The 25241-nt window shown below is 60.6% G+C and carries 27 protein-coding genes; 14 read left to right on the top strand and 13 right to left on the bottom strand.

The features are described 5' to 3' along the window. Positions 1-6: 6 nt before the first annotated feature. Positions 7-1203 (bottom strand): multidrug effflux MFS transporter, encoded by a 1197-nt coding sequence (locus RYC17_RS18455; RefSeq protein WP_058400858.1) that lies wholly within the window; start codon positions 1201-1203, stop codon positions 7-9. Positions 1204-1340: 137 nt separating this feature from the next. Then, a complete protein-coding gene (locus tag RYC17_RS18450; RefSeq protein WP_058407831.1) occupies positions 1341-1538 on the bottom strand; it encodes a heavy-metal-associated domain-containing protein in 198 nt (65 codons plus the stop codon). Positions 1539-1684: 146 nt separating this feature from the next. Between RYC17_RS18450 and RYC17_RS18445 the strand changes: the two genes are divergently transcribed. The 3 genes from RYC17_RS18445 (at position 1685) to cueR (ending at position 4728) form a co-directional block, all read left to right on the top strand. Beyond that, positions 1685-2065: a hypothetical protein gene (locus RYC17_RS18445; RefSeq protein WP_002555530.1), complete on the top strand. Its 381-nt coding sequence runs from the start codon at positions 1685-1687 to the stop codon at positions 2063-2065. 69 nt (positions 2066-2134) lie between these two features. Continuing rightward, the gene (locus tag RYC17_RS18440) at positions 2135-4333 is read left to right on the top strand and encodes a heavy metal translocating P-type ATPase (protein WP_316904004.1); all 2199 of its coding nucleotides are present in this window, start codon (positions 2135-2137) and stop codon (positions 4331-4333) included. Next, the gene (cueR, locus tag RYC17_RS18435) at positions 4330-4728 is read left to right on the top strand and encodes a Cu(I)-responsive transcriptional regulator (protein WP_005742930.1); all 399 of its coding nucleotides are present in this window, start codon (positions 4330-4332) and stop codon (positions 4726-4728) included. Before RYC17_RS18440 ends, cueR begins: the two co-directional genes overlap by 4 nt. Positions 4729-4899: 171 nt before the next feature. Here the strand turns inward: cueR and RYC17_RS18430 are convergent, their stop codons facing one another. Then, the gene (locus RYC17_RS18430) at positions 4900-5796 is read right to left on the bottom strand and encodes a PA4780 family RIO1-like protein kinase (protein ID WP_002555533.1); all 897 of its coding nucleotides are present in this window, start codon (positions 5794-5796) and stop codon (positions 4900-4902) included. 244 nt (positions 5797-6040) lie between these two features. Then, positions 6041-6844 (bottom strand): AraC family transcriptional regulator, encoded by an 804-nt coding sequence (locus RYC17_RS18425; RefSeq protein WP_002555534.1) that lies wholly within the window; start codon positions 6842-6844, stop codon positions 6041-6043. Between the two features lie 85 nt (positions 6845-6929). Between RYC17_RS18425 and RYC17_RS18420 the strand changes: the two genes are divergently transcribed. Next, positions 6930-7958, top strand: a complete 1029-nt coding sequence (locus tag RYC17_RS18420; RefSeq protein ID WP_058400861.1) for a bile acid:sodium symporter family protein — start codon at positions 6930-6932, stop codon at positions 7956-7958. Positions 7959-7964: 6 nt separating this feature from the next. Here RYC17_RS18420 and RYC17_RS18415 read toward each other — a convergent pair whose 3' ends face one another. The 3 genes from RYC17_RS18415 to RYC17_RS18405 form a co-directional block, all read right to left on the bottom strand. Further along, positions 7965-9362 (bottom strand): DUF726 domain-containing protein, encoded by a 1398-nt coding sequence (locus tag RYC17_RS18415; protein WP_316904002.1) that lies wholly within the window; start codon positions 9360-9362, stop codon positions 7965-7967. Positions 9363-9394: 32 nt separating this feature from the next. Continuing rightward, complete coding sequence (locus RYC17_RS18410; protein ID WP_316904000.1) at positions 9395-9673, bottom strand: hypothetical protein; 279 nt, start codon at positions 9671-9673, stop codon at positions 9395-9397. A 236-nt stretch (positions 9674-9909) separates the two neighbouring features. Further along, positions 9910-11187, bottom strand: a complete 1278-nt coding sequence (locus RYC17_RS18405; protein ID WP_005731173.1) for an acetyl-CoA C-acetyltransferase — start codon at positions 11185-11187, stop codon at positions 9910-9912. Positions 11188-11295: 108 nt separating this feature from the next. On the opposite strand from RYC17_RS18405, the gene RYC17_RS18400 reads away from it, so the two are divergent. The 6 genes from RYC17_RS18400 (at position 11296) to RYC17_RS18375 (ending at position 15954) form a co-directional block, all read left to right on the top strand. Then, positions 11296-12651, top strand: a complete 1356-nt coding sequence (locus RYC17_RS18400) for a 3-oxoacyl-ACP reductase (protein ID WP_316903998.1) — start codon at positions 11296-11298, stop codon at positions 12649-12651. A gap of 30 nt (positions 12652-12681) precedes the next feature. Beyond that, positions 12682-13539, top strand: coding sequence for a MaoC family dehydratase (locus RYC17_RS18395; protein ID WP_316904027.1), 858 nt, complete (start codon positions 12682-12684; stop codon positions 13537-13539). A 120-nt stretch (positions 13540-13659) separates the two neighbouring features. Beyond that, positions 13660-13965, top strand: a complete 306-nt coding sequence (locus tag RYC17_RS18390) for a MazG-like family protein (protein WP_002555541.1) — start codon at positions 13660-13662, stop codon at positions 13963-13965. Beyond that, positions 13962-14711 carry a methyltransferase domain-containing protein gene (locus RYC17_RS18385; RefSeq protein ID WP_316903996.1) on the top strand — a complete coding sequence of 250 codons (750 nt, stop codon included), beginning with the start codon at positions 13962-13964 and terminating at the stop codon, positions 14709-14711. The genes RYC17_RS18390 and RYC17_RS18385 overlap by 4 nt, the downstream gene beginning before the upstream one ends. Positions 14712-14730: 19 nt before the next feature. Further along, positions 14731-15369 carry a DUF4136 domain-containing protein gene (locus RYC17_RS18380; RefSeq protein ID WP_316903994.1) on the top strand — a complete coding sequence of 213 codons (639 nt, stop codon included), beginning with the start codon at positions 14731-14733 and terminating at the stop codon, positions 15367-15369. 18 nt (positions 15370-15387) lie between these two features. Then, positions 15388-15954: a DUF4136 domain-containing protein gene (locus RYC17_RS18375; protein ID WP_058400868.1), complete on the top strand. Its 567-nt coding sequence runs from the start codon at positions 15388-15390 to the stop codon at positions 15952-15954. Positions 15955-16008: 54 nt separating this feature from the next. Here the strand turns inward: RYC17_RS18375 and RYC17_RS18370 are convergent, their stop codons facing one another. The 3 genes from RYC17_RS18370 to RYC17_RS18360 are packed head-to-tail and all read right to left on the bottom strand — an operon-like array spanning position 16009 to position 17688. After that, on the bottom strand, positions 16009-16599 hold the full coding sequence (locus RYC17_RS18370) for an LON peptidase substrate-binding domain-containing protein (RefSeq protein WP_058400869.1): 591 nt from the start codon (positions 16597-16599) through the stop codon (positions 16009-16011). Positions 16600-16612: 13 nt separating this feature from the next. Beyond that, a complete protein-coding gene (locus RYC17_RS18365) occupies positions 16613-17323 on the bottom strand; it encodes an LrgB family protein (RefSeq protein ID WP_219171679.1) in 711 nt (236 codons plus the stop codon). Positions 17324-17325: 2 nt separating this feature from the next. Further along, complete coding sequence (locus tag RYC17_RS18360) at positions 17326-17688, bottom strand: CidA/LrgA family protein (RefSeq protein ID WP_019741210.1); 363 nt, start codon at positions 17686-17688, stop codon at positions 17326-17328. Between the two features lie 205 nt (positions 17689-17893). Here RYC17_RS18360 and RYC17_RS18355 point away from each other — a divergent pair, with 205 nt between their 5' ends. The 3 genes from RYC17_RS18355 to RYC17_RS18345 all read left to right on the top strand — a co-directional run bounded on the left by RYC17_RS18355 (position 17894) and on the right by RYC17_RS18345 (position 20887). Then, positions 17894-18349, top strand: a complete 456-nt coding sequence (locus RYC17_RS18355; RefSeq protein WP_058407840.1) for a MaoC family dehydratase — start codon at positions 17894-17896, stop codon at positions 18347-18349. A 140-nt stretch (positions 18350-18489) separates the two neighbouring features. Further along, positions 18490-20217 (top strand): C13 family peptidase, encoded by a 1728-nt coding sequence (locus RYC17_RS18350; RefSeq protein ID WP_316903992.1) that lies wholly within the window; start codon positions 18490-18492, stop codon positions 20215-20217. A gap of 28 nt (positions 20218-20245) precedes the next feature. Next, the gene (locus RYC17_RS18345) at positions 20246-20887 is read left to right on the top strand and encodes an oxidoreductase (protein ID WP_058400873.1); all 642 of its coding nucleotides are present in this window, start codon (positions 20246-20248) and stop codon (positions 20885-20887) included. A gap of 119 nt (positions 20888-21006) precedes the next feature. Here the strand turns inward: RYC17_RS18345 and RYC17_RS18340 are convergent, their stop codons facing one another. Genes RYC17_RS18340 through mpl form a run of 3 tightly spaced genes read right to left on the bottom strand, consistent with a single transcriptional unit; the run spans position 21007 to position 23259 of the window. Then, the gene (locus RYC17_RS18340) at positions 21007-21291 is read right to left on the bottom strand and encodes a YceK/YidQ family lipoprotein (RefSeq protein WP_058400874.1); all 285 of its coding nucleotides are present in this window, start codon (positions 21289-21291) and stop codon (positions 21007-21009) included. Continuing rightward, entirely contained in the window at positions 21284-21913 is a 630-nt protein-coding gene (gene ubiX, locus RYC17_RS18335; RefSeq protein WP_058400875.1) for a flavin prenyltransferase UbiX, read from the bottom strand. Before ubiX ends, RYC17_RS18340 begins: the two co-directional genes overlap by 8 nt. Further along, a complete protein-coding gene (gene mpl, locus RYC17_RS18330) occupies positions 21910-23259 on the bottom strand; it encodes a UDP-N-acetylmuramate:L-alanyl-gamma-D-glutamyl-meso-diaminopimelate ligase (RefSeq protein ID WP_316903990.1) in 1350 nt (449 codons plus the stop codon). The genes ubiX and mpl overlap by 4 nt, the downstream gene beginning before the upstream one ends. A gap of 225 nt (positions 23260-23484) precedes the next feature. Here mpl and RYC17_RS18325 point away from each other — a divergent pair, with 225 nt between their 5' ends. After that, positions 23485-25005 carry an aldehyde dehydrogenase family protein gene (locus RYC17_RS18325; protein WP_058400877.1) on the top strand — a complete coding sequence of 507 codons (1521 nt, stop codon included), beginning with the start codon at positions 23485-23487 and terminating at the stop codon, positions 25003-25005. Positions 25006-25241 lie beyond the last annotated feature (236 nt).

The following is a 25241-nucleotide window of genomic DNA, read 5'->3' as shown; positions in this document are numbered from 1 at the left end:
GCCGGATCAGACCGGCTTCGCCTGCGCATCCCGCGTGCCTTGCGCACGGCGTGTCAGTACCGAAAGGCCGACCGTCAGCACACCGCACAGGCTGATAACCAGCGCCATGGGTGTGGCCGTGCCGTCATGCAAAAAGCCCACCAGGCTGGCGGCGACGGCGGCAACACTGAATTGCAGACAACCCAGCAGCGCCGAGGCACTGCCCGCACGCGCCCACTGGCCGCTCATGGCGCAGGCCGACGCATTGGGGATGATGCACCCAAGGCTTGCCACGCAAATGAACAATGGCACCAGCAGCGGCCAAAGCGCTTCGGTGCGCAGCAAGCTGATCGCCAGCAACACCAGCGCCGCGGTCAGATAGATCCAGACCGTGCGTGACAGCAAAAATGCCGGCCCCGTCTTGCGCAGCAGACGCGCATTGATCTGCGCGACCAGAATGAAACCCGCCGCGTTCATCCCGAACAGCCAGCCGTAATGCTCGGCTGGTACGCCGTACAGCTTGATGAACACGAACGGCGACCCGGCGACGTAAGCGAACATTCCGGCCATGGCAATGCCGCCCGTCAGGGCATGGCCGATGAAGACGCGGTCCTGCAGCAGGTTGACGTATTGGCGAAATGCGCCACTCAACGGCTGACGAGGCGTGCTGGCGGGCATGCTTTCCGGCAGCCCCAGTGCAACCGCCGCCAGGCAGGCACCACTGAAAAGCGCCAGGCTGACAAAGATCGATTGCCAGCCAAAGGTGCTGACCAGTACTCCGCCAAGCATGGGTGCCAGAATCGGTGCCAGGCCCATGACCAGCATCAGTTGCGAGAAGACCTTGGCCGACTCGACAGCGTTGCACTTGTCGCTAACGATGGCGCGCGACAAGACCATTCCGGCACAGCCACCCAGCGCCTGCACGAAGCGCGCACCAATCAGCCATTCAAGGCTCGGCGCAAAGGCGCAGGCTATCGATGCGAGCATGAACAAGGTCACGCCGAACAGCAGCGGAATGCGCCGACCGAATCGGTCAGCCACCGGACCATAGGCCAGTTGTCCCAGGGAAAGCCCAAGAAAGTAAGCCGCGAGGGTCAACTGAATATGTTTTTCGTCGGTCCCGAAATACGAGGCCATGGCCGGAAAGCCAGGAAGATAGAAGTCGATGGCCAGAGGGCCGAAGGCACTCAATGAGCCAAGAATAAGGATTGTGCGTAGATTCATCGGGTGTCCATTAACGGGTGCAGGGCAACGGGTTAGTCTAACCGGCTTACCTTGCAGAGAACGAAGGACACGGTAATTAATTCAAAATTTTTCAAAGTTTACAGACAGGGAGACCGCTCCGGTCTCCCTGACCCGCGTCATGCCGGCTGCGCCTGATAACCCTCTTCGCTGATCAACCTGACGATTTGCTCGGGTGACAGACTGCTTTGCACCTTCACCTGCTTGCTGGCCAGTTCAACCTGAACATCAGCGCCTGGGTCGTCATTCTTGATCGCCTGAATCACCGCACGAACACAGTGCCCGCAGGTCATGCCTTGAACATTGAATAACTGCATGGTGTCACTCCCTTATTGATGGATAGCGAGCATCTTCAACCTTGTCATGATGGCAAGGTCAAGTTTCTGTTATCGCTGCCGGGCTGGTATTCAGGCAGATCGTGAGCCAAGCTGACTCATCAACGTTTACATCAGGAGTATCAGCGATGCGCTGGTCAGCAGTGAGCCTCTTCAGCATTCTCGGTTTCTTGGCTATCGCACCCGCCACTCAGGCCGATCAGGATTACGGCATCCTGATCATTTCCCGAGAGCGCCTGGAAGTCGCGACCTCCTGTGAGATCGGCATCTATGTGCAGGACCGTCTGGCCGGGAGACTTTTTCAGGAGGACTCGGTGTCTTTCAACCTGCCTCCCGGTGAAGTGTCGATAAGACTGAGCACCCTGCGTGGCACCGTGGTGGGCTGCGAACCGGGAATGGAAGCGCCGCGCAGTACCAAGATCCAGCTACGCTCGGGCGATATCCTCAAATACCGTATCGCCGCGGACCTGAACGGCATGTACCTCAAGAAAGCCGACCTCAACTATTGATTCGCGCTTGACCTTGCCCATGTGGCAAGGTTGATCCTTGCAGGTATCCAGCCTCAGGGAGTGATTCACATGCAACAAACCACCACCTTCGACCTGCCGATCAGCGGCATGACCTGCGCCAGTTGTGCGGGTCGGGTCGAGCGTGCTCTGGCCAAAGTGCCGGGGGTCAACAGTGTGACGGTGAACCTGGCCAATGAACGCGCCCATGTAGACACCGCAGCCCAGACCGATCCGCAAACCCTGATCGACGCCGTCAGCCGTGCCGGTTACAGCGCAACGCTGGTTGAGGATCGCCACGCCGAAGCTGACCAGAAAGCACGCCACCTGCACAACGAACGATGGGCCCTGCTGTTGGCCATCGCGCTGGCACTGCCGTTGATCGCGCCAATGTTACTGACGCCGCTGGGCGTGCACTGGATGCTGCCCGCCTGGGCGCAATTCGCGCTGGCGACACCGGTGCAATTCGTTCTGGGCGCGCGTTTTTATCTGGCCGCCTGGAAGGCCGTGCGCGCCGGCGCAGGCAATATGGACCTGCTGGTCGCCATCGGCACCAGCGCGGGCTACGGCTTGAGCGTCTATCAATGGCTGAGTGCTGCACCCGGCACAACGCCGCATCTGTATTTCGAAGCATCGGCGGTGGTCATCGCGCTGGTGCTGTTGGGTAAATACCTGGAAAGCCGCGCCAAGCGTCAGACGGCCAGCGCCATTCGAGCCCTTGAGGCACTACGCCCGGAACGCGCGCTGCGCGTGGTCGACGGCCTTGAACAGGACATCGCGATCAGCTCACTGCAGCTTGGCGATGAGGTGCTGGTCAAACCTGGCGAACGGTTTCCGGTGGACGGCGAAGTGGTCGAAGGCCGCAGCCATGCCGATGAAGCGCTGATTACCGGTGAAAGCCTGCCGGTGGCCAAGCAGGCGGGTGACAAGGTCACGGGGGGTGCCATCAACGGCGAAGGCCAGTTGCTGGTGAGAACCACTGCGCTGGGCGCGGAAACCGTTCTGGCGCGCATCATTCGTCTGGTCGAAGACGCCCAGGCGGGCAAGGCCCCGATCCAGAAACTGGTGGATAAAGTCAGCAAGGTGTTTGTGCCCACTGTACTGGGGATTGCCTTTTTCACGCTGGCAGGCTGGCTGCTGGCTGGGGCCTCGCTTGAAGTGGCGCTGATCAATGCGGTCGCCGTATTGGTGATTGCCTGCCCCTGCTCTCTGGGCCTTGCGACACCTACAGCGATCATGGCCGGAACCGGCGTGGCGGCGCGCTACGGCATTCTGATCAAGGATGCAGAGGCACTGGAGCGCGCCCACGCTGTGGATGCCGTGGTATTCGACAAGACCGGCACGCTGACCGCGGGCACGCCGCGCATCACCAACATGAGTGCGGTGTCGGGCAATGAAGAACACCTGTTGCAACTGGCGGGCGCACTGCAACGCGGCAGTGAACACCCCTTGGCCAAAGCAGTGCTGGATGTGTGTCATGAATGGCAACTCAAGCTCGATGCAGCCGAAAACAGCCATGCCCTGAGCGGCCGGGGCATAGCGGGCACCGTTCAGGGCCGTGAACTGGCGCTGGGCAATCGACGCCTGCTGGATGAAAGCAGCCTGCCCATCGGCGAACTGGCCGAATCTGCGCGTATCTGGGAAGCCGAAGGGCGAACGCTGTCCTGGCTCATCGAGCAGGCTCCGGAGCCGAAGGTCATCGGCATGTTTGCCTTTGGTGACACAGTTAAGCCCGGAACGGATCAGGCGATCAAGGCGTTGAACGCGCGCGGCATTACCAGCCATCTGCTGACCGGCGATAACCGTGGCAGCGCTCAAGTAGTCGCCAAGGCCTTGGGGATACACGATGTACATGCCGAAGTGCTGCCTGCCGACAAGGCGGCCACCGTCACCCAGCTGAAAAGCCACCATGTGGTTGCCATGGTCGGTGACGGCATCAACGATGCACCGGCGCTGGCGGCTGCGGATGTGGGTATTGCGATGGGCGGCGGAACGGACGTCGCGATGCATGCAGCAGGCATCACCTTGATGCGCGGCGACCCGCGACTGGTTCCGGCGGCGCTGGACATCAGCCGGCGAACCTACGCAAAGATCCGCCAGAACCTGTTCTGGGCATTTGTCTACAACCTGATCGGCATTCCCCTCGCGGCGCTGGGCTACCTCAACCCGGTACTGGCTGGCGCGGCCATGGCGCTGTCCAGTGTCAGCGTGGTGAGCAATGCGCTGCTGCTGAAAACCTGGAAACCCCGTGATCTGGAGGACACGCCATGAACATCGGTCAGGCGGCGAAAAGCAGTGGCTTGAGCGCGAAGATGATCCGCTACTACGAATCCATCGGCCTGCTGCAAGCGGCACATCGCAGCGACAGCGGCTATCGCCTGTACAGCGCCGACGATTTACACACGCTGGCGTTCATCAAACGCTCGAGAGACCTGGGGTTCTCGCTGGAGGAAGTCGGCAAACTGCTGACCCTCTGGCAAGACCGCCAACGCGCCAGCGCCGACGTCAAGGCACTGGCCCGTCAGCACATCGTGCAGTTGAATCAGAAGATCGACGAACTGGCGAGCCTGCGCGATACGCTTCAGGAACTGGTAGAACACTGCCACGGCGACGACCGCCCCGACTGCCCGATCCTCAAGGACCTGGCGTCGGGAGGGTGTTGTTGATTGAGGTGCCTGCCGCTCAAGAGCGGACGCAGAGCGTCCAGAACTGCATGCGACGCAGAGCGTCGCACGATAGTTGAGATCATCGTTCCGCACGCTCCAGCGTCGGAATGCAGTTCGTGACGCTCTGCGTCACACGGCGACGCAGAGCATTGCACGAGAGTCAGTCAGTTTTTACTGCATCCACGGCGGCGGTGGTTCTTCGGTGGATTTGCTCGGTGGCGCATCGTCTGCCGCACGAGCTGCCTGACGGCGAGCCTCGTCGAGACGGGCGGCTTCGATTTCGCGCAGTACGCCGCCCACATCGGCTTCGTCCTCCGGCTCGTCGAATTCACCGGTCAACACCGTGGCGGGCGACAAAGTGCCTGCCTCGTAGTACGACCACATTTCCTTGGCGTACTTGGTCTTTCTGAGTTCCGGCGCGAAGCGGCCGAAGTACAGCGCCATGTTGCCAACGTCACGCTCCAGCATGCTGAACGCGTGGTTGTTGCCCGCTGCATCGACCGCTTGTGGCAAGTCGATGATGACCGGGCCGGACGGTGCCAGCAGCACGTTGAACTCGGAAAGGTCACCGTGCACCAGACCGGAACACAGCATCAGCACGATCTGTTCGATCAGGAACGCGTGATACTCGCGCGCCTGATCCGGCTCCAGCACCACGTCGTTCAGGCGCGGCGCGGCGTCACCATATTCGTCGGCCACCAGTTCCATGAGCAGTACGCCTTCCAGGAAGTCGTACGGCTTGGGCACCCGGACACCCGCGCTGGCCAGACGAAACAGTGCAGCCACTTCGGCGTTCTGCCAGGCGTCTTCGGTTTCCTTGCGCCCGAACTTCGAGCCTTTCGCCATAGCGCGGGCCTGGCGACTGTTGCGTACCTTGCGACCTTCCTGATACTCGGCCGCCTGACGGAAACTGCGTTTGTTAGCCTCCTTGTAAACCTTGGCACACCGCAGCTCATTGCCACAGCGCACCACATAAACAGCTGCCTCTTTACCACTCATGAGCGGGCGCAGCACCTCGTCGACCAGACCGTCTTCGATCAGGGGTTCAATGCGTTTAGGAGTTTTCATCAGCTTTTATTGTGGGTCCTTTGTTGCCAGATACGCGATTGTTGCCGTTATACGGCAATCCTCCGCCAGCGAGTAGGGGTAGTGGCCTTTGGATTGAAAGGTTTTTTAAGCAAAAACCACGCAATCCCCCGGTTTAAAGCACCTTTCGTGCCGTACAGGCGATAAAAGATATTCCGGGACAAAACGTGTAAAGCCCGAAAAATCTTCATTAGATGCACTCGTTAGTGCGCAATACAACCCGGCGTTACTTGAACAAATCACCGGGCGTATAGCCGAACAAGCCCTTGAACGCAGCGATGAAAGCCGACGTCGAGTCATAACCACAGGCCAGCGCGGTATGGGTCACACTGGCGCCCTCTTCCAGTGCAGAAAGTGAAGACAGCAATCGTGCGCGCTGACGCCAGCCACGAAAGCTCAACCCGGTTTCCCGCTGAAACAGGCGCATCAGGGTTTTCTCGGATGTGCCGAGACGTGCCGCCCAGTCGTGCAGGGTAATCAACTGGCCCGGTTCTTCGATCAACTCGTTGCACAGGCTCAGCAAACGCGGGTGACGCGGTAACGGCAGCGAAAAACCGACTTCCGGCAAGTGCGCCAGTTGGTCCAGCAATACCTGCACCAGCCGCGCCTCATGGCTGTCCTGCTCGGGATAGTCCACGGGCAACAGACAGAAGCTCTTGATCAGTTCGCGGGCCAGCGGCGTGACTTCCAGCACCCGGCAACGCTGTGGTGCCCAGCCCGAATCAGCCGTGCGAATGTACAGGCTGCGCATTTCGGCACGCATGGAGGTCACGACCTCGTGCTCAAGCCCCGCAGGCACCCAGACGCCCCACTGTGGCGGTGCAAAAAAACTGCCCTCGGCGGTGTGCACACCCAATACCCCGCTGATCGCGTAGGAAAACTGCACCCAGTCGTGACGATGGGGCGGCGTCCACGAACCGGCGCTGAGGCTTTCAGCGCGGGCATACAGTGGGCGCGGCAGACCGGACAGTGCCGGTATCTGCCGCTCGCCAGTGGGATGTCGCTGATCGATCTGTCCGTTAGTCGGCATCTTATGGCCTTATGTCGCAAGACGGCTGTTATGCAACAGAGTAGCCTGCGTACATCCTTGTTTACAAAAGTTGTCCGGGGCCGTCATGCAATCACTCAAACATTTCAAGCGCGTCGCCACCGACTGGTTCCTGTGGGGCATGGTTCTGGCGACGGTGCTCGCCTACTTCTTCCCGCGTTTCGGTGCTACCGGCGGCAGCATGCACGCTGAATACGTCATCAACATCGGCGTGTTCGTGGTGTTCTTTCTGCATGGCGTGAACCTGTCCAGCGAGCAGATCAAACGAGGGCTGACCAACTGGCGGCTGCACGTGATGATTCAGGTCTTCACGTTTGTGGTGTTTCCGCTGATCTGGCTGGCGTGCCAAAAACTGCTGGGCTCGTATGTGCCGGCGCTGCTGATGCTGGGTTTTCTCTACCTGTGCGCCCTGCCCTCGACCATTTCGTCTTCGGTGGCACTGACCGGCAGCGCAGGCGGCAATGTCCCGGCAGCGATTCTCAACGCCAGCATGTCCAGCGTCATCGGGATTTTCATCACCCCGTGGCTGGTCAGCCTGGTGGTCGGCACCGGCGCTGGCGGGATCGATCTGGGCGATACACTGCTCGACCTGTGCGCCATGCTCCTGCTGCCACTGGTGCTTGGCCAGCTAATGCGGCCGTTGCTGGGCAAGTTTTTCGCCCGTCACAAGAAGTACACCAACCTGATCGACAAGCTGGTGATACTGCTGCTGGTGTACGCGGCGTTCTGCAACTCGATGATTTCCGGCATGTGGCAGAGCCAGGGCAACAGCGTGATCCTGACCGCATTCATCGGCACCGCGCTGCTGCTGGCGGTGATCCTGTTGATGACCACGCGCACCGCACGGGCGCTCAAGTTCGATCATGCCGACAAGGTCGCGGCGGTGTTCTGCGCCACCAAAAAGTCGCTTGCAGCGGGGGCGCCGATGGCAGCGTTGATCTTCGGCAGCAATCCGGGGCTGGGCCTGATCCTGTTACCGATCATGATCTACCACCCGATGCAGTTGATCGTCTGCTCGATCATCGCCGAGAGCTACGCCAGTCGTCATCGCCAGCAGCTTTCGCAGGCCGCGCTGGAAGAAGCCCAGGCCGCCTGACCGCCGTTACATCAGCGCGTCATCGCCCAGCGTGACGCGCGCGTAAAAGACGATTGCCACTGTCGGGATCAACGCTGAATAACCCGGCCTGAGCGCCGTGCCAAAGTGCGTCAGCAGGCGCTGCACCGGTGCCTGGCGAATTGCGCCCAGCAACCCTTTGATCGTGCCGGGAGCTTTCTCGGCCTGCGCGGGCTTGAAGAATGCAGCTACGGTCAAACGCTCGGCCAGTGCATCGACATGTGCGGCATACACCTCCCAGCTCATCGCGCTGACACTGGCGCGTGGCATCTGCACCAGCGGGTGCGCGCTGTTGAACGCATGGCGAAAGAACGTTCTGAGCAGCAGTTCCTCCACTTCAACCACCGTCGCACACTGGTGCAGCGAATCACTCAGGCCGTACTGCCGCGCCAGCATGCCCAGCACTCTCGTATAGGGCACGCCTCGACGCCGGGCGGCATTGATCAGAAAGTGTCCGGCGACCAGCTGGAATTCGCGCACAAATGCGTAGGTGCGATCCGCTTCGGTGGCCTTGAGGCGCGTCCATCGACTGCTGCACAAATGCTTGATGGCCGCCTCCACCACGTAGTCTGGGGAGCGGGCCAGAACGCTGTGTAGCCAGATGTCCTGCAACACCGGGTCGCGGGTGACTGTCGGTAAAACGGCCACACCGGTTTCCAGTCCTTCACAGCCGCTGAAGCGAGTTGCGATCAGCACTTCCTGCAAACGTCTCCAGTAATGGTGATGGCGATAACCCTGCATCCGCACATTCTCGAAATGCTCGACAGGCGTGCGTCCCAGGCTCTTCTCGCCCAGATTCAGCAACAGCACGTGGTCTTCGCTGGAGTAAGCGTTGATCAATCGCCCGCTGATTTTCTGCTTCAACACTTCGGCCTCGGCCGCCTCAATGCGCACCGCAGCAGCCATCAGCAACACATCGCCCACCACCAGCCCGTGTTCGGGCGTCTGTTGCAGGTTCTTGAGCGCGCTGACCAATAGTCGTCCGCCCAGTGAATGGCCGATCAGGTTGACCTGTTTTACGTCCGGATGATGTTCGAACAGATAGCGGTCCAGTTGTGCCAGCAACACTTTGCCCATATCGCGAGCCCGGTTGCGGATGCGCGCAAAATGAACGACGCGGTCTCCCGCCAGCGCGGCTGCGCCCGCCAACGGATGCACTCGGGCGGCGGCCATCAACAGGCCACGGGAACGGTTGTCCATCTGGGTGAAATGGCTGGATGGCCAGAACGCCAGAATATTCACGCTTTGGCGCAAGGCACCAGGAATACTGTTGGCCAGCATGCGCCGGTCGTCCAGATCATGCCCTGACGAATAGCCGTGAATGAAGACGTTGGCGACCTCGCCCGATGTCTTGGGCAAGGTCAGAAACTTGAAGTGATTTTCCACGTTGTCCTGTCACACATGGGCGGATTGCACGCTCAATTTCTGACGATGAAGCGCCTGGCGATCAGTATGATCAGCCGCAGGCAAAACATGATACCGGTCACAGCGATCACCCATTTGGCAACCAGCAGGAAATAACTTTCGATTTCATCGGAAACCAGCCCCACCAGCAAGCCCATCCCGCCGACCAGCAAACCAATCAGCGCCAGGCCGATATAGGGCCTCAGCCAGCGGGTCCGCGCGCCTTTGTCGAACAGATAGAGCACCGTGCCGATCAGAATCAGAAGCACCGATACCCCAATGATGAGCCCCATGTTTTACCTCGACGTTACAGGCCAATAGTGCTGACTGTTCATCCCGCGCACGGGTGTGACGCGGAGCGTCACGAAATGCATTCCCACGCTGGAGCGTGAGGAACGAGAGGTGTCCAGAAGAACCTTATCGTGCCAATGCTCCGCGTTGGCATGCCGTTCATGACGCTCTGCGTCATATCTCTTCAGACGTACCGTCCTTTTCCGCTCTGGATTATGCCCATGCCTCCAGTATTTGCCTAACGCTCCAGAATCGCCGTAACACCCTGGCCGCCTGCTGCGCAGATCGAAATCAATCCACGCCCGCTGCCTGCTGCATCGAGCAGTTTGGCCAGGTTGGCGACGATACGGCCTCCGGTTGCGGCGAACGGATGTCCGGCTGCCAGCGAGCTGCCCTTGACGTTCAGTTTGCTGCGGTCAATCGACCCTAGCGGCGCGTCCAGTCCCAGACGGGTTTTGCAGTAATCAGCGTCTTCCCAGGCCTTGAGGGTGCACAGCACCTGCGCGGCGAAGGCTTCGTGAATTTCGTAGTAATCAAAATCCTGAAGGGTCAGGCCATTGCGCGCCAGCAGGCGCGGAACGGCGTAGGCCGGGGCCATCAGCAGCCCTTCTGCACCGTTGACGAAATCCACCGCTGCGGCCTCGCCATCCCGCCAGTAGGCCAGCACCGGCAGGCCGCGCTCGCGAGCCCACTCTTCACTGGCCAGCAATACCACCGACGCGCCGTCGGTCAGCGGCGTCGAGTTGCCGGCCGACAGCGTGCCCTTGGCACTTCGCTCGAATGCGGGCTTGAGGCCAGCCAGCTTTTCGAGGGTCAGGTCAGGGCGCAGGTTGTTGTCACGGATCAGCCCCAGATACGGCGTCATCAAGTCATCCTGCCAGCCCTCGGCGTAGGCTGCGGCCATTTTCAGATGGCTCTCAAGCGCCAGTTGATCCTGCGCCCCGCGCTCTATGCCCCAGTTCTGCGCCATCAGCTCGCAATGCTGGCCCATCGACAACCGCGTACGTGGCTCGCCGTTACGGGGCAGCTCCGGCTTGAGGTGGTGTGGGCGCAATTGCATCAGGGCCTTGATTTTGTCGCCCGGTGTCTTGCTGCGATTAACCTGTAACAGAATCTTGCGCAGCCCTTCATTGACACCTATCGGCGCATCCGACGTGGTGTCCACGCCCCCGGCAATGCCGCACTCGATCTGCCCCAGCGCGATTTTGTTGGCCACCAGCAACGCGGCTTCCAGCCCCGTACCGCAGGCTTGCTGAATGTCATACGCCGGGGTCTGCGCCGACAGTCGCGAGCCCAGCACGCATTCGCGGGTCAGGTTGAAGTCTCTGGAGTGCTTGAGCACCGCGCCTGTCACTACCTCGCCCATGCGCAACCCGTGCAGATTGAAGCGCTCGATCAGCCCCTCCAGAGCGGCAGTGAGCATGTCCTGATTGCTGGCAGTGGCGTAAGGGCCATTGGAGCGGGCGAACGGAATGCGGTTACCGCCAACGATGGCGACCCGACGAGGATGCGTCATGGAAAACTCCCTTTCTTCAAGCGAATGGATGAGCCGTGTCGATCGCAAGAACAAACGTCATGCCACCGTGGTCCATTCCTTTGAACCCCGACTTCAGGAGAGTGTTCCATGCCGTCAGATCGCTATATTGATTTCGCCAATTCCGACATGGGTCGGCGCCTGGTGAATGCCGTCGGTCTGCCCGCCCCCACCCACCTGGAGCGCTGGCAGGCCGGCCGGCTTCGTCCTGTAGAAGGCACGCTGCTGATCAGTGCCGGGCCGCTGGGTGATCAGGTCCGCCAGTTCGCCAGCCGTCTGACCGACTCGCTGTACAGTTTTGGCAGTGACATGCCTGGCGCCACCACCTGGGTGTCCAACCAGGGGCCGCGCCTGAAAGCTGTGGTGTTCGACGCCAGCCAGATCCTGCGCACCGAGCAGCTCAGGCAGTTGCGGGATTTCTTTCAGCCGCTGCTGCGCAATCTCGATCACTGCGCGCATGTGGTGATCCTCGGCAAAGCCCCCGAGACACTCGCTGATCCGCTGGCGGCCAGCACTCAACAGGCCATCGTAGGTTTCAGCCGCTCGCTGGCCAAGGAAGTGCGCAACGGCGCAACGGTCAAGCTGCTGCAAGTGGATGACGACGCGCAGGATCAGCTGGAGGGCGCCTTGCGCTTCTTCCTGACGCCCAAGGCTGCGTTCATCTCCGGTCAGTTTGTTCACCTGAGCGCCTGTCCGGGCAAAGTGCAGGATTGGACTCGCCCACTGGCCGGACGCAAGGCAGTGGTGACTGGCGCGGCGCGCGGCATCGGTGCGTCGATTGCCGAGACCCTGACCCGTGATGGCGCGCAGGTCATTCTGCTGGACGTGCCACAGACCAAAAACGAACTGGAAGCACTGGCCTCGCGGCTTGGCGGCCAGGCACTGGCGCTGGATATCTGCGCGGCGGATGCTCCTGCGCAGTTGCTTGAACACCTGCCGGACGGCGTCGACATACTGGTGCATAACGCTGGCATCACGCGTGACAAGACGCTGGTCAACATGCCGGAGGACTTCTGGGACTCGGTACTGGCGGTCAACCTCAACGCTCCGCAAGTGCTGACTCAGGTGCTTCTCGACGCCGGTGCGCTGAAGGACAACGCGCGGATTGTGCTCATGGCTTCGATCAGCGGCATTGCCGGTAATCGCGGGCAAACCAACTACACCACCAGCAAGGCCGGTCTGATCGGTTTTGCCAAGGCGATGGCCCCCGGGCTCAGATCACGCGGCATCAGCATCAACGCCGTCGCACCTGGCTTCATCGAAACGAAAATGACCGCGCACATGCCGTTCACCCTGCGTGAGGCAGGACGGCGCATGAGTTCGCTCGGTCAGGGCGGTTCGCCACAGGATGTTGCCGAAGCCGTGGCGTGGTTCAGCCAGCCGGGCAGCGGCGCGGTGAGCGGTCAGGTTCTACGTGTATGTGGTCAAAACGTGATCGGGGCATAAGCCCCAGCATCGAATTCAAGGAGATGGATGATGACGGCTCACTGGCGCTACCTCAATTCTCTGCAGCCCCTGTCCAACCTGTTCATCCAGGCAGCGCTCAGGCGCAAGGTCACAGGGTCGCAGTTACCCGATCTGGGATTGCGAAGCTGGATCGCGGTCGATACCGACAAGCTTGATGCTTACAGCAAGGTCTGTGGATTCGACGAAAGCAGCCTGCTGCCGCCGACGTACCCGCATGTGCTGGCCTTTCCTCTACAAATGCAACTGATGACCTCTCAGGAGTTTCCGTTTCCGCTGCTGGGGCTTATTCACCTTGCCAATCGCATTCGCACTCATCGCCCGCTCGGCGGCGTGAGCCAGCTGTATATCAGCGTTCAGGCCACCGACCTGCGCCCGCACGCCAAAGGCGCGACCTTCAACCTGGTGACTCAGGCCGAGGATGGCATGGGCCTGCTTTGGGAAGAAGAAAGCACCATGCTGTGCACCGCCGTGCATCTGGAAGACGCGCCTGTAGAGCATCCCGAGCTTGCGCCGCTGCCTTTGATCGAGCTGGACAACTGGCGTGCGTCGGCACAAATCGGGCGCGAGTACGCCAAGGTGTCGGGCGACTACAACCCGATTCACCTCAGCGCACCCAGCGCCAAGCTGTTCGGCTTCCCGCGTGCCATCGCCCACGGCATGTGGCTCAAGGCACGTACGCTCGCGGCCCTTGGCGAGCACTTGCCAGCCTCGAATGTAGAGATCAGCGTGCAGTTCCAGAAGCCGGTACGCCTGCCCGCCGACGTCACACTCTCGGCCAGCGCCGCTGGTTCTCATGGTCAGTTCCGTGTCGAAGGCCAGGAGGGCATCGTGCATATGATCGGTAGCTGGCAGCCTGCAACCGAGTGATGCATCCCTGATAAAACCCTCTGACGGGAGCACCGCTCCCTTCAATGGCTGAACAAACCGCAACGCCCACTTGCCTGGCGACCCGTTCCCCCTGAAGCTATGCACCTTCAGGAGAGCACGATGAACCTCGACGAGTTGACCCAACGCCTGCACCGCATCCGCGACCAGAATGACTGGAAGCAATTTCACAGCCCGAAAAACCTGGCCATGGCTGCCAGCGTGGAAATGGCCGAGCTGGTGGAAATATTCCAGTGGCTGCGTGAAGACCAGTCCCGCGAGCTGCCCGCCGACCAGCTGGAGCACGCCGGTCAGGAAGTCGGCGATATTGTTCTTTATCTATTGTTGCTGTGCAGCGAGCTGGGGCTGGACATGGAAACCGTGGTGCGCAACAAGCTGGCAGACAGCGAGCGGAGATTTGCCAAGTGAGTGATCGGCATTTCGACCATCTGGCGACCCGCTTTGCGGAAAAGATCTACGGCGGTGCCAAGGGGGCCATTCGGCTGGAGGTGCTGCAGGCCGATTTGACCGAGACGCTGCCCGCACGACCGCTTCGCGTGCTGGATATCGGCGCGGGGCTGGGCCACATGTCACTGTGGCTGGCCGAACAAGGGCATGAGGTGACCCTGGCCGAGCCCGCCGAACCCATGCTTGAAGGCGCACGCCAGCGCTTTGTCGAGGCCGGACAGACGGCTACCTTCATTCAGGCTCCGTGGCAGGCGCTGCCCGGTTTACTGAGCGACACTTACGATCTGGTGCTGTGCCACGCCGTGCTGGAATGGCTGGCCGAGCCGCACGCCATCCTTCCGGTACTGCGCCGCTTGACCCGCGACGATGGCTGGCTGTCACTGGCTTTTTACAACCGTGATGCGCTGATCTATCGCAACTTGTTGAAAGGTCATTTCCGCAAGATGCGCAAAAATGACATGGCCGGGGAAAAGCAGAGCCTGACGCCACAACAACCGCTCGACCCTCGGGAACTGGCGACGCAACTTGAAGGCCTGTGGCAAGTCGAAACCCGTAGCGGCGTGCGGGTGTTTCACGATTACATGCCGGTTGAATTCCAGGCTCGGGCCGAGCTGACCGACCTGCTGGAAATGGAGCTGGTGCATCGGCGTCATCCAGCCTTTGCCGGGCTGGGCCGTTACCTGCACTGGATGTGCCGTCCGGTCTGACATCACTGCGGAGACCACCATGAAACACCGTCCTGCCTTGTTTGCCCTGCTTCTGGGGACTGGCCTGCTCGGGATTAGCGCGTGCCAGAGCGATAACCCGTATGTGGCCAGTTCTCTGCCCATGCCGCCTGCTCCTGCGCAGGCAGCGAAGACACTGGACATGAGCGCCTACCCTGCGCCGCCGCGCGACTATGGCCGGTATCGGTCGTGGGGCTGGCTCAACGGCCAGTTGCCGCCCGGTACGGCGTGGGTGGATTCGGCGCAGGTGGTTGAAGCAGTCAGCAACGGTCTGGACCAACGCGGCTTGCGGCCGGCTCGCGGTAATCAAGCTGCGGACCTCTACGTCAGCGCCACGACCCGGCAGGAAACCCGGCTGCGTCAGGTGCGCGAAGATTACGATCCGTATTACGGAGGCGGCATGGGCTATGGCCGCTACGATGGTTACCGGCCCGGTTACGGCGGCTACGCCAGCGTGCCGGTGGTGCGCACTTATAAGGAAAACGTGATGGTGGTGCAGATCAATCTGATCGACGCACGCACCGGTCAACCGGTATGGAGCGCCAGCGCAGATGCACGCGCCAGCAATAACCTGGCAGACCGCAGCAGCGCATTACGTGAGGCCGTGCAACAGGCGCTGACGGCCTACCCTCCTTCGTAACCCATTCGGAGCACTGCCATGTTTCGCTGTATCGTCCTGCTGTCCTGTGCCTTGCTGCTGGCTGCCTGTCAGAGCAATTCGATCAATCGCGACTTCGATGCCCAGCGTGATTTCGGCGGCTATCGCAACTGGAGCTGGAAAGAGCCTGCCGTTCAGTATCAGCCGGATGATGACCCACGGCTCAAAAGTGACCTGACCGAGCAGCGCATTCGCCAATCGATCAGCGAGCAACTGGACCAGCGCGGCCTGCGCATGGCCGCTGCGGGCACGCGGTCGGATTTGAAAGTGCAGGCCTGGCTGATTGTCGAAAATCGCCAGCAGACGGTCAGCACCAACTATGGCGGCGGCTGGAACCCTTGGGGTGGCTACGGCTACTGGAACGGGCCGATGAACACCGAAACCCGTAGCGTGGACTACAAGGTCGGCACCTTGCAGATTGATATGTTCGACGGCAAGGACGGCAAACTGGTCTGGCGCGGCAGCACCGAGCGCATCCTTAACGACAACGCCGGCAGCCCGGCTGAACGGGAGCAAGCCATCCGCACCACGGTGGCAAAAATTCTGGAGCAGTATCCGCCGCGCTAACCCCGCCTGACGAGTCGCAACGCTGTCTTGCGCAATGAGCAGCGCGATCGAGGCTCAGGCCTGCAGATCGCCCTGCATTTCATCGAGCAGTTCCTGAATCGCGTCGAGGCGCTCTTCGGGATCGTCGATTTCCAGCAGCTCCACTTTGTCCTTCTCGGTGAACGGCAGCAGATAGGCAAGCTGGTTGGACAATGAATACTGCCCACCGGCAGACACGCCCATGTTCAAGGACGCCACCATCGGGTGCTCGGCCAGCGCTTCCAGCAGTGCAACGAGGTCGGCGTCTTCTTCCTGCAACGGACGCTCCACAGGCTCTTGCAGCCATTCAACCTCAGCCACCAGCAGTTGATCGCGCTGAACTTCAGCGGCGACCACCCGGAAGCGCCGCCCACCGACGACACGGATGCCCAGCAAGCCGTTGTCCTGCTGCTGGAAATCCGTGACCAGTGCTTCGCAGCCAATCGGCGAGTAACCGCCCGGCACGTTGCCCACCTCACTTCCTTCGGTGATGCACACCACACCAAACCCTTCACCCTGCTTCATGCAGCGGCCAATCATGTCCAGATAGCGCGCTTCAAACAACTGCAGATCAAGCACGCAACCTGGAAACAGCACAGCGTTCAACGGAAACAACGGCAACGTCATGGAAAAGCCTCCTTTAAATGGCCAGCGACATTGCCAGCGGCAGGAACAATGCCGTTGCAACGCCCATCAGACTCATTGCCAACGCAGCAAAAGCCCCCGATTCCTCTCCTTCCTGCAATGCCACGGAAGTCCCCACCGCATGGGCCGTAAGACCCAGTGCCATACCGCGGGCCGCAGGGTTGTCGACCCCGGCCAGCGACAGCAGGCCGGGGCCGAAAATGGCACCGAATACGCCAGTAATCAACACAAAAACCGCCGCCAGGGCTGCGACCCCGCCGATCTGCTCGGCAACCAGCATGGCGATGGGCGAGGTGACCGACTTGGGTGCCATGGTCATCAGAATCATATGATCGGCACCGAACAGCACGCCGAACCCGACACACAGCCCGGTGGCAAATACCCCGCCGACTACCAGCGTAGTCAAGACAGGCCAGAACAGCTGGCGGATTCGCCGCATATTCAGGTAAAGCGGCACCGCCAGCGCCACGGTCGCAGGCCCCAGCAGCGTGCTGAGAATTTCAGTGCTTTTGCGGTACTCGGTGTATTCAAGATCGCAGAACAGCACAACACTGATTACCACCACCATCGAAACCAGCACCGGCTGCAGAAACAGCCAGCGGGTTCGCTCGTACGCAGCCATCGCCAGCTGATAGGCGCCCAGGGTGATCGCGATGCCAAAAAGCGGATGGTGAATCACCGACAGCCATGCACCGTGCCAGTCCATATTCATGGCCCCTCCTGGCGGCGGGCCTGACGCCGGATGAGTGCCTGCATCAGCCAGCCGACAAAGGTCACGGAAATCATCAGCGACAGGGTCAGCGTGCCGAAGATCGCCCAGAAGTCCTTGGCGATGGCCGACGCATACACCATCACGCCAACGGCAGGCGGCACCAGCAGCAGCGGCAGATAACGCAGCAGACTGCTGGCGGCCATGCTGATCGGCTCGCTCACTTCACCGCGCAGCATCAGATAGGCCATCAGCAGCACAAGGCCGATGATCGGCCCCGGCAATATCGATAGAAACAGATGGTTGAGCGCGGTTCCCAGCAATTGGAACATCACCAGCCATGTCAAACCCCGTAACAACATGAGGACCCCAGCAAATAAACGAATCCGGCGAATTATCGGCGTCATTATAAACACGCCGCGTTGCAGGTCATGAGCGGGTATTCGTATTGAGGCAGTTGCTTGACCAACCGGCAACACTCTGCTGATCTTGTGATTCGCCCGCAGGCATTAGCTGATTCGGGCAGCGGCACTTCAACACAACACCACATCAGGCAAGGAGAGCGGTATGCCTTCTGTACCCGTCACAGAGCTCAAGCATTACATCGGCAAGGAAGCAGAATGTTCAGACTGGCTGACCATCGACCAGGAGCGCATCAACCTGTTCGCTGAAGCCACAGGGGACTTCCAGTTCATTCATGTCGACCCGGTCAAAGCGGCGCAGACTCCGTTCGGCGCGACTATCGCGCATGGTTTCCTGTCGTTGTCACTGATCCCCAAGCTGATGGAGGGCATCATGGTGCTGCCCGAAGGCTTGAAGATGGCGGTCAACTACGGGATGGACAGCGTGCGCTTCGTTCAGCCGGTGCTGGTCAACTCTCGCGTGCGTCTCAAGGTCCAGCTGACTGAAGTGACCGAGAAAAAGCCGGGCCAATGGCTGCTCAAGGCAACCGCCACGCTGGAGATCGAAGGTCAGGAAAAACCCGCTTTTGTGGCCGAACCTTTAACCCTGTGTTTCGTGTAACACGTTTAAAACATGAAACAGTCGTAACAGACTGTTTCATCCCGCTTACTCGCTGCGGCATACTCCCCTGCGGTCGTGCCCCATAACATTTGCTCAAGCAGAGCCGGGCCCGCCCCTGAATCATTCTTCCGGGATCTCACATGCGCGCGCTCGCTCCATTGGCTTTGACACTCTTGATCGCAGGCTGCGGTGATGGCGAATCAATTTTGCCACCCGACGGCCGCCTGTCCGACGGCGGGCGCTATCGCGGCGATCTGGTCAACGGCGTATTACAGGGCCAGGGGCGTATCGACTACCCCAACGGCAGTTGGTACGCAGGTCAGTTCGAAAACGGCCTGCGCCAAGGCCAGGGTGAGTGGCACGCCAGCAACGGCGACGTCTACAAGGGTGGTTTCGAGCAAGGCCTGTTCAACGGTCAGGGCCGATTAACGACCCGCAATGGCGCGAGTTATGTCGGTAACTTCAAGCTCGGGCTGCGCGACGGCGAAGGCACTCAGAAAGACAAGGGCGTGCTTTATCGCGGTCAGTTCAAGGCAGGCCTGTACGACGGCCCCGGTCGCCTTGAGCTGGAAGATGGCAGCCAGCACCAGGGCATGTTCGCCAATGGCAAGGCCAACGGCGAAGGCTCGCGCAGTGACGCAAGCGGCAATCAATACAGCGGTAATTTTGTCGACGGTCAATTACAGGGCACCGGCAGCTTCACCAGCGCTGATGGCGATCAATATGTCGGCAACTTTCGCAACAGCCAGCTCGACGGCAAGGGTCGCTATGAAAATAGCGACGGCGACGTCTGGAGCGGTGATTTCAAGGAAGGCGCGCTGACCGGCAAAGGCGAATTGATCGGTTCTGACGGCAGCCGTTATCAGGGCGACTTCGACAACTGGCGTTTCATGGGTCAGGGCCAGCTGCAACTGGCCGACGGCAGCCGCTATGTCGGCCAGTTCGCCGATGACACCTATCAGGGCGACGGCGTGCTGATCTCCCCGGACGGCAAGGAGCAGCGCGGTATCTGGGCCAATGGCCAACGGGTGCGCGACGCCAAAGGCAAACTGCTGCCCGACGCACTTGAAGCAGGGCTGCTGGTACAAGGCACCCTGCTGGAGAAAGCACTGGCCGCAGTCCCTGCGTCAACGCCCGCCACCGAGCTTTACACCCTGGTCGTGGGCGGCGACGGCAAGCAAAGTGTGTTCATGCGCGAGGCAGACTATGTCAGCAACCTGCTGAAGTCGCGTTTTGGAGCCGTCGGGCAGGTCAGTCTGGTCAATCATCGCGACCACATGGATGACCGGCCAATGGCAACCCGCGAGACCATCTCCCGCGCAGCCCAGACACTCGCGCAACGTACCGGCCCGGAAGACCTGATCTTCATTTACCTGACCAGCCACGGCACCCAGGACCATGAGCTGGTGCTGGACCAGCCGCGTCTGTCGCTGGCCGACCTGCCCGCCGATGCCCTCGCCGCGGCCCTTGCGCCACTAAAGAATCGTGACAAGATCGTGGTGATTTCGGCCTGTTATTCCGGTGGTTTCATTCCAGACCTGAAAGATGAACGCACGTTGATCATGACCGCCTCACGCGCCGACCGGGTGTCGTTCGGCTGCTCGGAAGAGGCTGATTTCACTTACTTTGGCGATGCACTATTCGCCAGGGCACTGGTCGAAACCGATGACCTGCAACACGCTTTCAACGAAGCAAAAGCCTATGTTGCCCAACGAGAGAGCGAAGACAATTTCGACGCCTCCGAACCGCAGATATGGGCACCGAAAGGAGTTCTGGCGCGCTGGCAGCAGTTGCGCAAAAGCCAGGCCGAACGCGCGTTGAATACGGCGTTGAACCGCACGGAAGCGAAGACCTCGACTAGCCACTAGGCTATCAGTGTATAAAGGGAGAACGATTATGTATCTGACGCCGCAACACATCCTGCTTGCAGGGGCCACCGGCCTGACGGGCGAACACTTGCTTGACCGCCTGCTCAACGAACCGACAGTCAGCCGCGTGCTGGCACCAACGCGTAGGCCGTTGGCAGAACACCCGCACCTTGAAAACCCGGTTGGCGAGCTGAGCACACTGCTGCCAACACTGGCTGGCCGTGTAGACATCGCGTTCTGCTGCCTGGGCACCACGATCAAGCAGGCAGGCTCGCAGGATGCGTTCAAGGCGGTTGATCTGGAGCTGGTCACAGCGTTCGCCAAACGTGCGCGCGAGCTGGGCGCGCGCCACTTGCTGGTAATCAGTGCGATTGGTGCAGACCCCAAGTCCAGCACCTTCTACAACCGTATCAAAGGCGAGATGGAACAGGCATTGCGCGCGCAGGACTGGCCGCAACTGACTATCGCCCGCCCTTCCCTGCTGGTAGGCAGCCGCACCGAAACCCGCTGGGTCGAGCAACTGGCAGCCCCCATCGCCAAACTGATCCCCGGTAAATATGGCGCTATCGAAGCCTGCCAACTGGCCCGCGCCATGTGGCGCCTGGCGCTGGAAGAGCAGAATGGCGAGCGCATTGTCGAGTCGGATGAACTGCGCAAGCTGGGCAAGTAGATGATGGTCGCCGGGGCCAAGCGCTGATCGTTCCCGCGCTCCGCGTGGGAATGCAGTTCGTGACGCTCTGCGTCACCCAAGGGAGCCTTACCCGATAGCCCAGGTGTCGCTCCGCCCCCCTAAAGCCCGCCCGTAGCCTGAACCCCGAAGCCGGCCGCCGTCAGCAATGACAGCGGCAGCAGCAGGGTATCGAGCAGCGCACTGCCCGGCAGGTCGAGACCCGGATAGCTCGGCGCTTCGGCACCGAAACGGTCAGCAGCACAGCAACCACCCTGCAGCGCATACATATTCAGCCGCGTGCCTGCATACACCACCGGCGCGCCAGGTTTGGCCGCATTGAGCGTGCGCGCGGTGGCGCAGCCGGTCAGCGTCAGCGCAAGCGCTACCAGCAGCAGCTTATTCATCGCCGCCAATGTGGTGCTCGCCCCAACGCGGCAGCATGTCTTGAGGGATATTCAGCAGATTGAGAATCCGCGCGACGACAAAGTCCACCAGGTCGTCGATGGTCTGCGGCTGATGATAAAAGCCCGGAGATGCAGGCAGAATCACCGCGCCCATGTTCGACAGCTTGAGCATGTTCTCCAGATGAATGCTGGAATACGGAGCCTCGCGGGGCACCAGAATCAACTGGCGACGCTCTTTCAAGGTGACGTCGGCAGCGCGCTCAATCAAATTGTTGCAGGCCCCGGTGGCAATTGCCGACAGCGAACCGGTGGAGCATGGCACCACCACCATCGCGCTCGGCGAACCAGAACCTGATGCCACTGGCGACATCCAGTCGTCACGACCATAAACGCGTATCTGACCGGCAGACGCGCCGGTGTACTCAGTCAGAAACGCCTGCATCATCATCGCCTTGGGTGGCAGACGCACATCAGTCTCGGTGGCCATCACCAACTGTGCTGCCTTGGAAATCAGGAAGTGCACCTCCCGGTCCTCACGCACCAGGCAATCCAGCAAGCGCAGGCCATATTGCGCGCCGGAAGCGCCGGTCATCGCAACCGTAACGCGCTCCGGGCCGCTCATTTCAGCGCCTCGGCCAGTTTGCCGTGCAGGCCGCCAAAGCCGCCGTTGCTCATGATGACGATATGCATGCCGGGCTGCGCCTGGCTATGGACTCGCGCGATGATTGCTTCAAGCGAATCACATACCGTCGAGGGTACGCTGCCTCCAGCGACCGTAGCCGCCAAGTCCCAGCCAAGATTGGGCGGGGCATACCAGACCACCTGATCTGCCTGACTCACGCTTTCCGGCAGACCTTCGCGGTGCGCGCCAAGCTTCATGGAATTGGAACGCGGTTCGATGACGGCAATGATTGGCGCATCACCGATTTTCTTGCGCAGGCCATCCAGCGTGGTGGCAATGGCTGTCGGGTGGTGAGCGAAGTCATCATAAATAGTGATGCCGCGCACCTCGGCAACCTTTTCCATGCGCCGCTTGACGCTCTTGAAGGCGCTGAGTGCCTGCACGCCCAGCGAAGGCACAACGCCCACGTGGCGAGCAGCCGCCAGCGTTGCCAGGGCATTGGCCACGTTGTGCTGACCGGTCATGTCCCACTCGACCGCGCCCTGTAGCTCGCCTTCGAACAGCACTTCAAAACGCGAACCGTCTTCACTCAACAGCCGCGCCTGCCACTGACCGCCTTCGCCAGTGGTTTGCACCGGCGTCCAGCAGCCCATCTCGATGACCCGCGACAACGCAGGCTCGGTGGTCGGATGAATCACCAGGCCTTCGCTCGGAATGGTACGCACCAGATGGTGGAACTGGCGTTCGATGGCGGGTAGATCCGGGAAGATGTCGGCATGATCGAACTCAAGGTTATTGAGGATCGCAGTGCGCGGGCGGTAATGAACGAACTTGGAGCGCTTGTCGAAAAACGCACTGTCGTATTCATCGGCCTCGACCACGAAGAACGGGGTGTCGCCCAGACGCGCCGACACGGCGAAATTCTGCGGGATGCCGCCGATCAGGAAACCAGGGCTCATGCCGGCATGTTCCAGCACCCAGGCCAGCATGCTGCTGGTGGTGGTCTTGCCGTGCGTACCGGCCACCGCCAATACCCAGCGGTCTTGCAGCACATGGTCAGCCAGCCATTGCGGGCCGGACACATACGGCAAGCCTTTATTCAGGACGTATTCAACCGCCGGGTTGCCACGCGACAGCGCATTGCCGACCACAACCAGATCAGGTGCGGGGTCCAGTTGCGCAGGGTCGTAACCCTGGGTCAGCTCGATGCCCTGGGCTTGCAGTTGAGTGCTCATCGGCGGATAGACGTTGGCGTCGGAGCCGGTGACCCGGTGCCCCGACTCTTTGGCGAGCACCGCCAGAGAACCCATGAACGTGCCGCAGATACCAAGGATATGAATATGCATGACCAACCTCTCAGAACATCTGCGCAGGTTAACGTAGGGACGGTGAAATGGCACCCTGAGTTTGTCCGCTGCATTGCCTGCACAGGCCATTTCAATGACCGGCAGATAAGCCTAAAGTCCTAACCACGGCCTGATGCAATTGGCCTATTCTTGAACGCTTATTGCCATATGCCCGAAAGCAGAATCGACACAGACTCCCTCACAACAAGAACCAGGAGACATATCATGCGTTACGCTCATCCCGGTACCGAAGGCGCTATCGTCAATTTCAAGGAACGCTACGGTAACTATATCGGCGGCGAGTTCGTCGCACCGGTCAAAGGCCAGTACTTCACCAACACCTCGCCCGTCACCGGCAAGGCCATCGCCGAATTCCCGCGCTCCACCACCGAAGACATCGAAAAGGCCCTCGACGCTGCGCACGCAGCCGCTGCAGCCTGGGGCTCGACCTCGGTGCAGGCGCGCTCGCTGGTGTTGCTGAAGATTGCCGATCGTATTGAAGCCAATCTCGAAGTCCTGGCCATCACCGAAACCTGGGACAACGGCAAGGCGATTCGCGAAACCCTCAACGCCGATATTCCGCTGGCCGCCGATCACTTCCGCTACTTCGCTGGCGTGCTGCGTGCGCAGGAAGGCAGCGCTGCCGAAATCGACGGCAATACCGTGGCCTATCACATTCATGAGCCGCTGGGCGTGGTCGGGCAGATCATCCCGTGGAACTTCCCGCTCCTGATGGCCGCCTGGAAGCTCGCCCCTGCGCTGGCTGCCGGTAACTGCATCGTGCTCAAGCCAGCCGAACAGACCCCGCTGGGGATCAGCGTACTGATTGAACTGATCGGCGATCTGTTGCCTCCCGGCGTGCTGAACATCGTGCAGGGTTATGGACGCGAGGCAGGCGAAGCGCTGGCCAGCAGCAAGCGCATCGCCAAAATCGCTTTCACCGGCTCGACCCCGGTCGGCTCGCACATCATGAAACTGGCGGCGGACAACATTATCCCGTCCACCGTCGAGCTGGGCGGCAAGTCGCCGAACATCTTCTTCGAAGACATCATGAGCGCCGAGCCTGAGTTTATCGACAAGGCCGCCGAAGGTTTGGTGCTGGCGTTCTTCAATCAGGGCGAAGTCTGCACTTGCCCGTCCCGCGCGCTGGTGCAGGAGTCGATCTATCCACAGTTCATGGAAGCGGTGATGCGCAAGGTCGAGAAGATCAAGCGCGGCGACCCTCTGGACACTGACACCATGGTCGGCGCTCAGGCATCCGAGCAACAATTCGACAAGATTCTTTCGTATCTGGACATCGCCAAGGGCGAAGGTGCCGAGCTGCTGACCGGCGGCAAGGTCGAGAAGCTTGAGGGCAGCCTGTCCACTGGCTACTACATCCAGCCGACGCTGCTCAAAGGCAACAACAAGATGCGTGTGTTCCAGGAAGAAATCTTCGGCCCGGTGGTCAGCGTCACCACCTTCAAGGACGAAGCAGAAGCTGTGGCCATCGCCAACGACACCGAGTTCGGTCTGGGCGCAGGCTTGTGGACCCGCGACATCAACCGCGCCTACCGTGTGGGCCGGGCGATCAAGGCCGGGCGAGTCTGGACCAACTGCTACCACCTGTACCCGGCCCACGCCGCGTTCGGTGGCTACAAAAAGTCCGGCGTCGGCCGCGAAACCCATAAAATCGCGCTTGAGCACTACCAACAGACCAAAAACCTGCTGGTGAGCTACGACACCAACCCGTTGGGTTTTTTCTAGGCACGTTGATTGTCCGACTATCGTTACCACGCTCCAGCGTGGTAACGCCGTTCTGGACGCTCCGCGTCCAATCCTGAATGCGCGGTGTCAGCACGATAGTCGTCTCAAGATGCTCATCGTTCCCATGCTCCGCGTGGGAATGCCTTTCTGGACGCTCTGCGTTCGAGCTCAAATGCGTGCTGTCAGCACGAGCTTGTGACGCAGAGCGTCACGAACTGCATGCCGACGCGGAGCAT

The organism is Pseudomonas syringae group sp. J248-6 (assembly GCF_032586995.1).
Taxonomy (GTDB): domain Bacteria; phylum Pseudomonadota; class Gammaproteobacteria; order Pseudomonadales; family Pseudomonadaceae; genus Aquipseudomonas; species Aquipseudomonas amygdali.
This window is presented reverse-complemented; position numbering and strand designations above follow the sequence as displayed.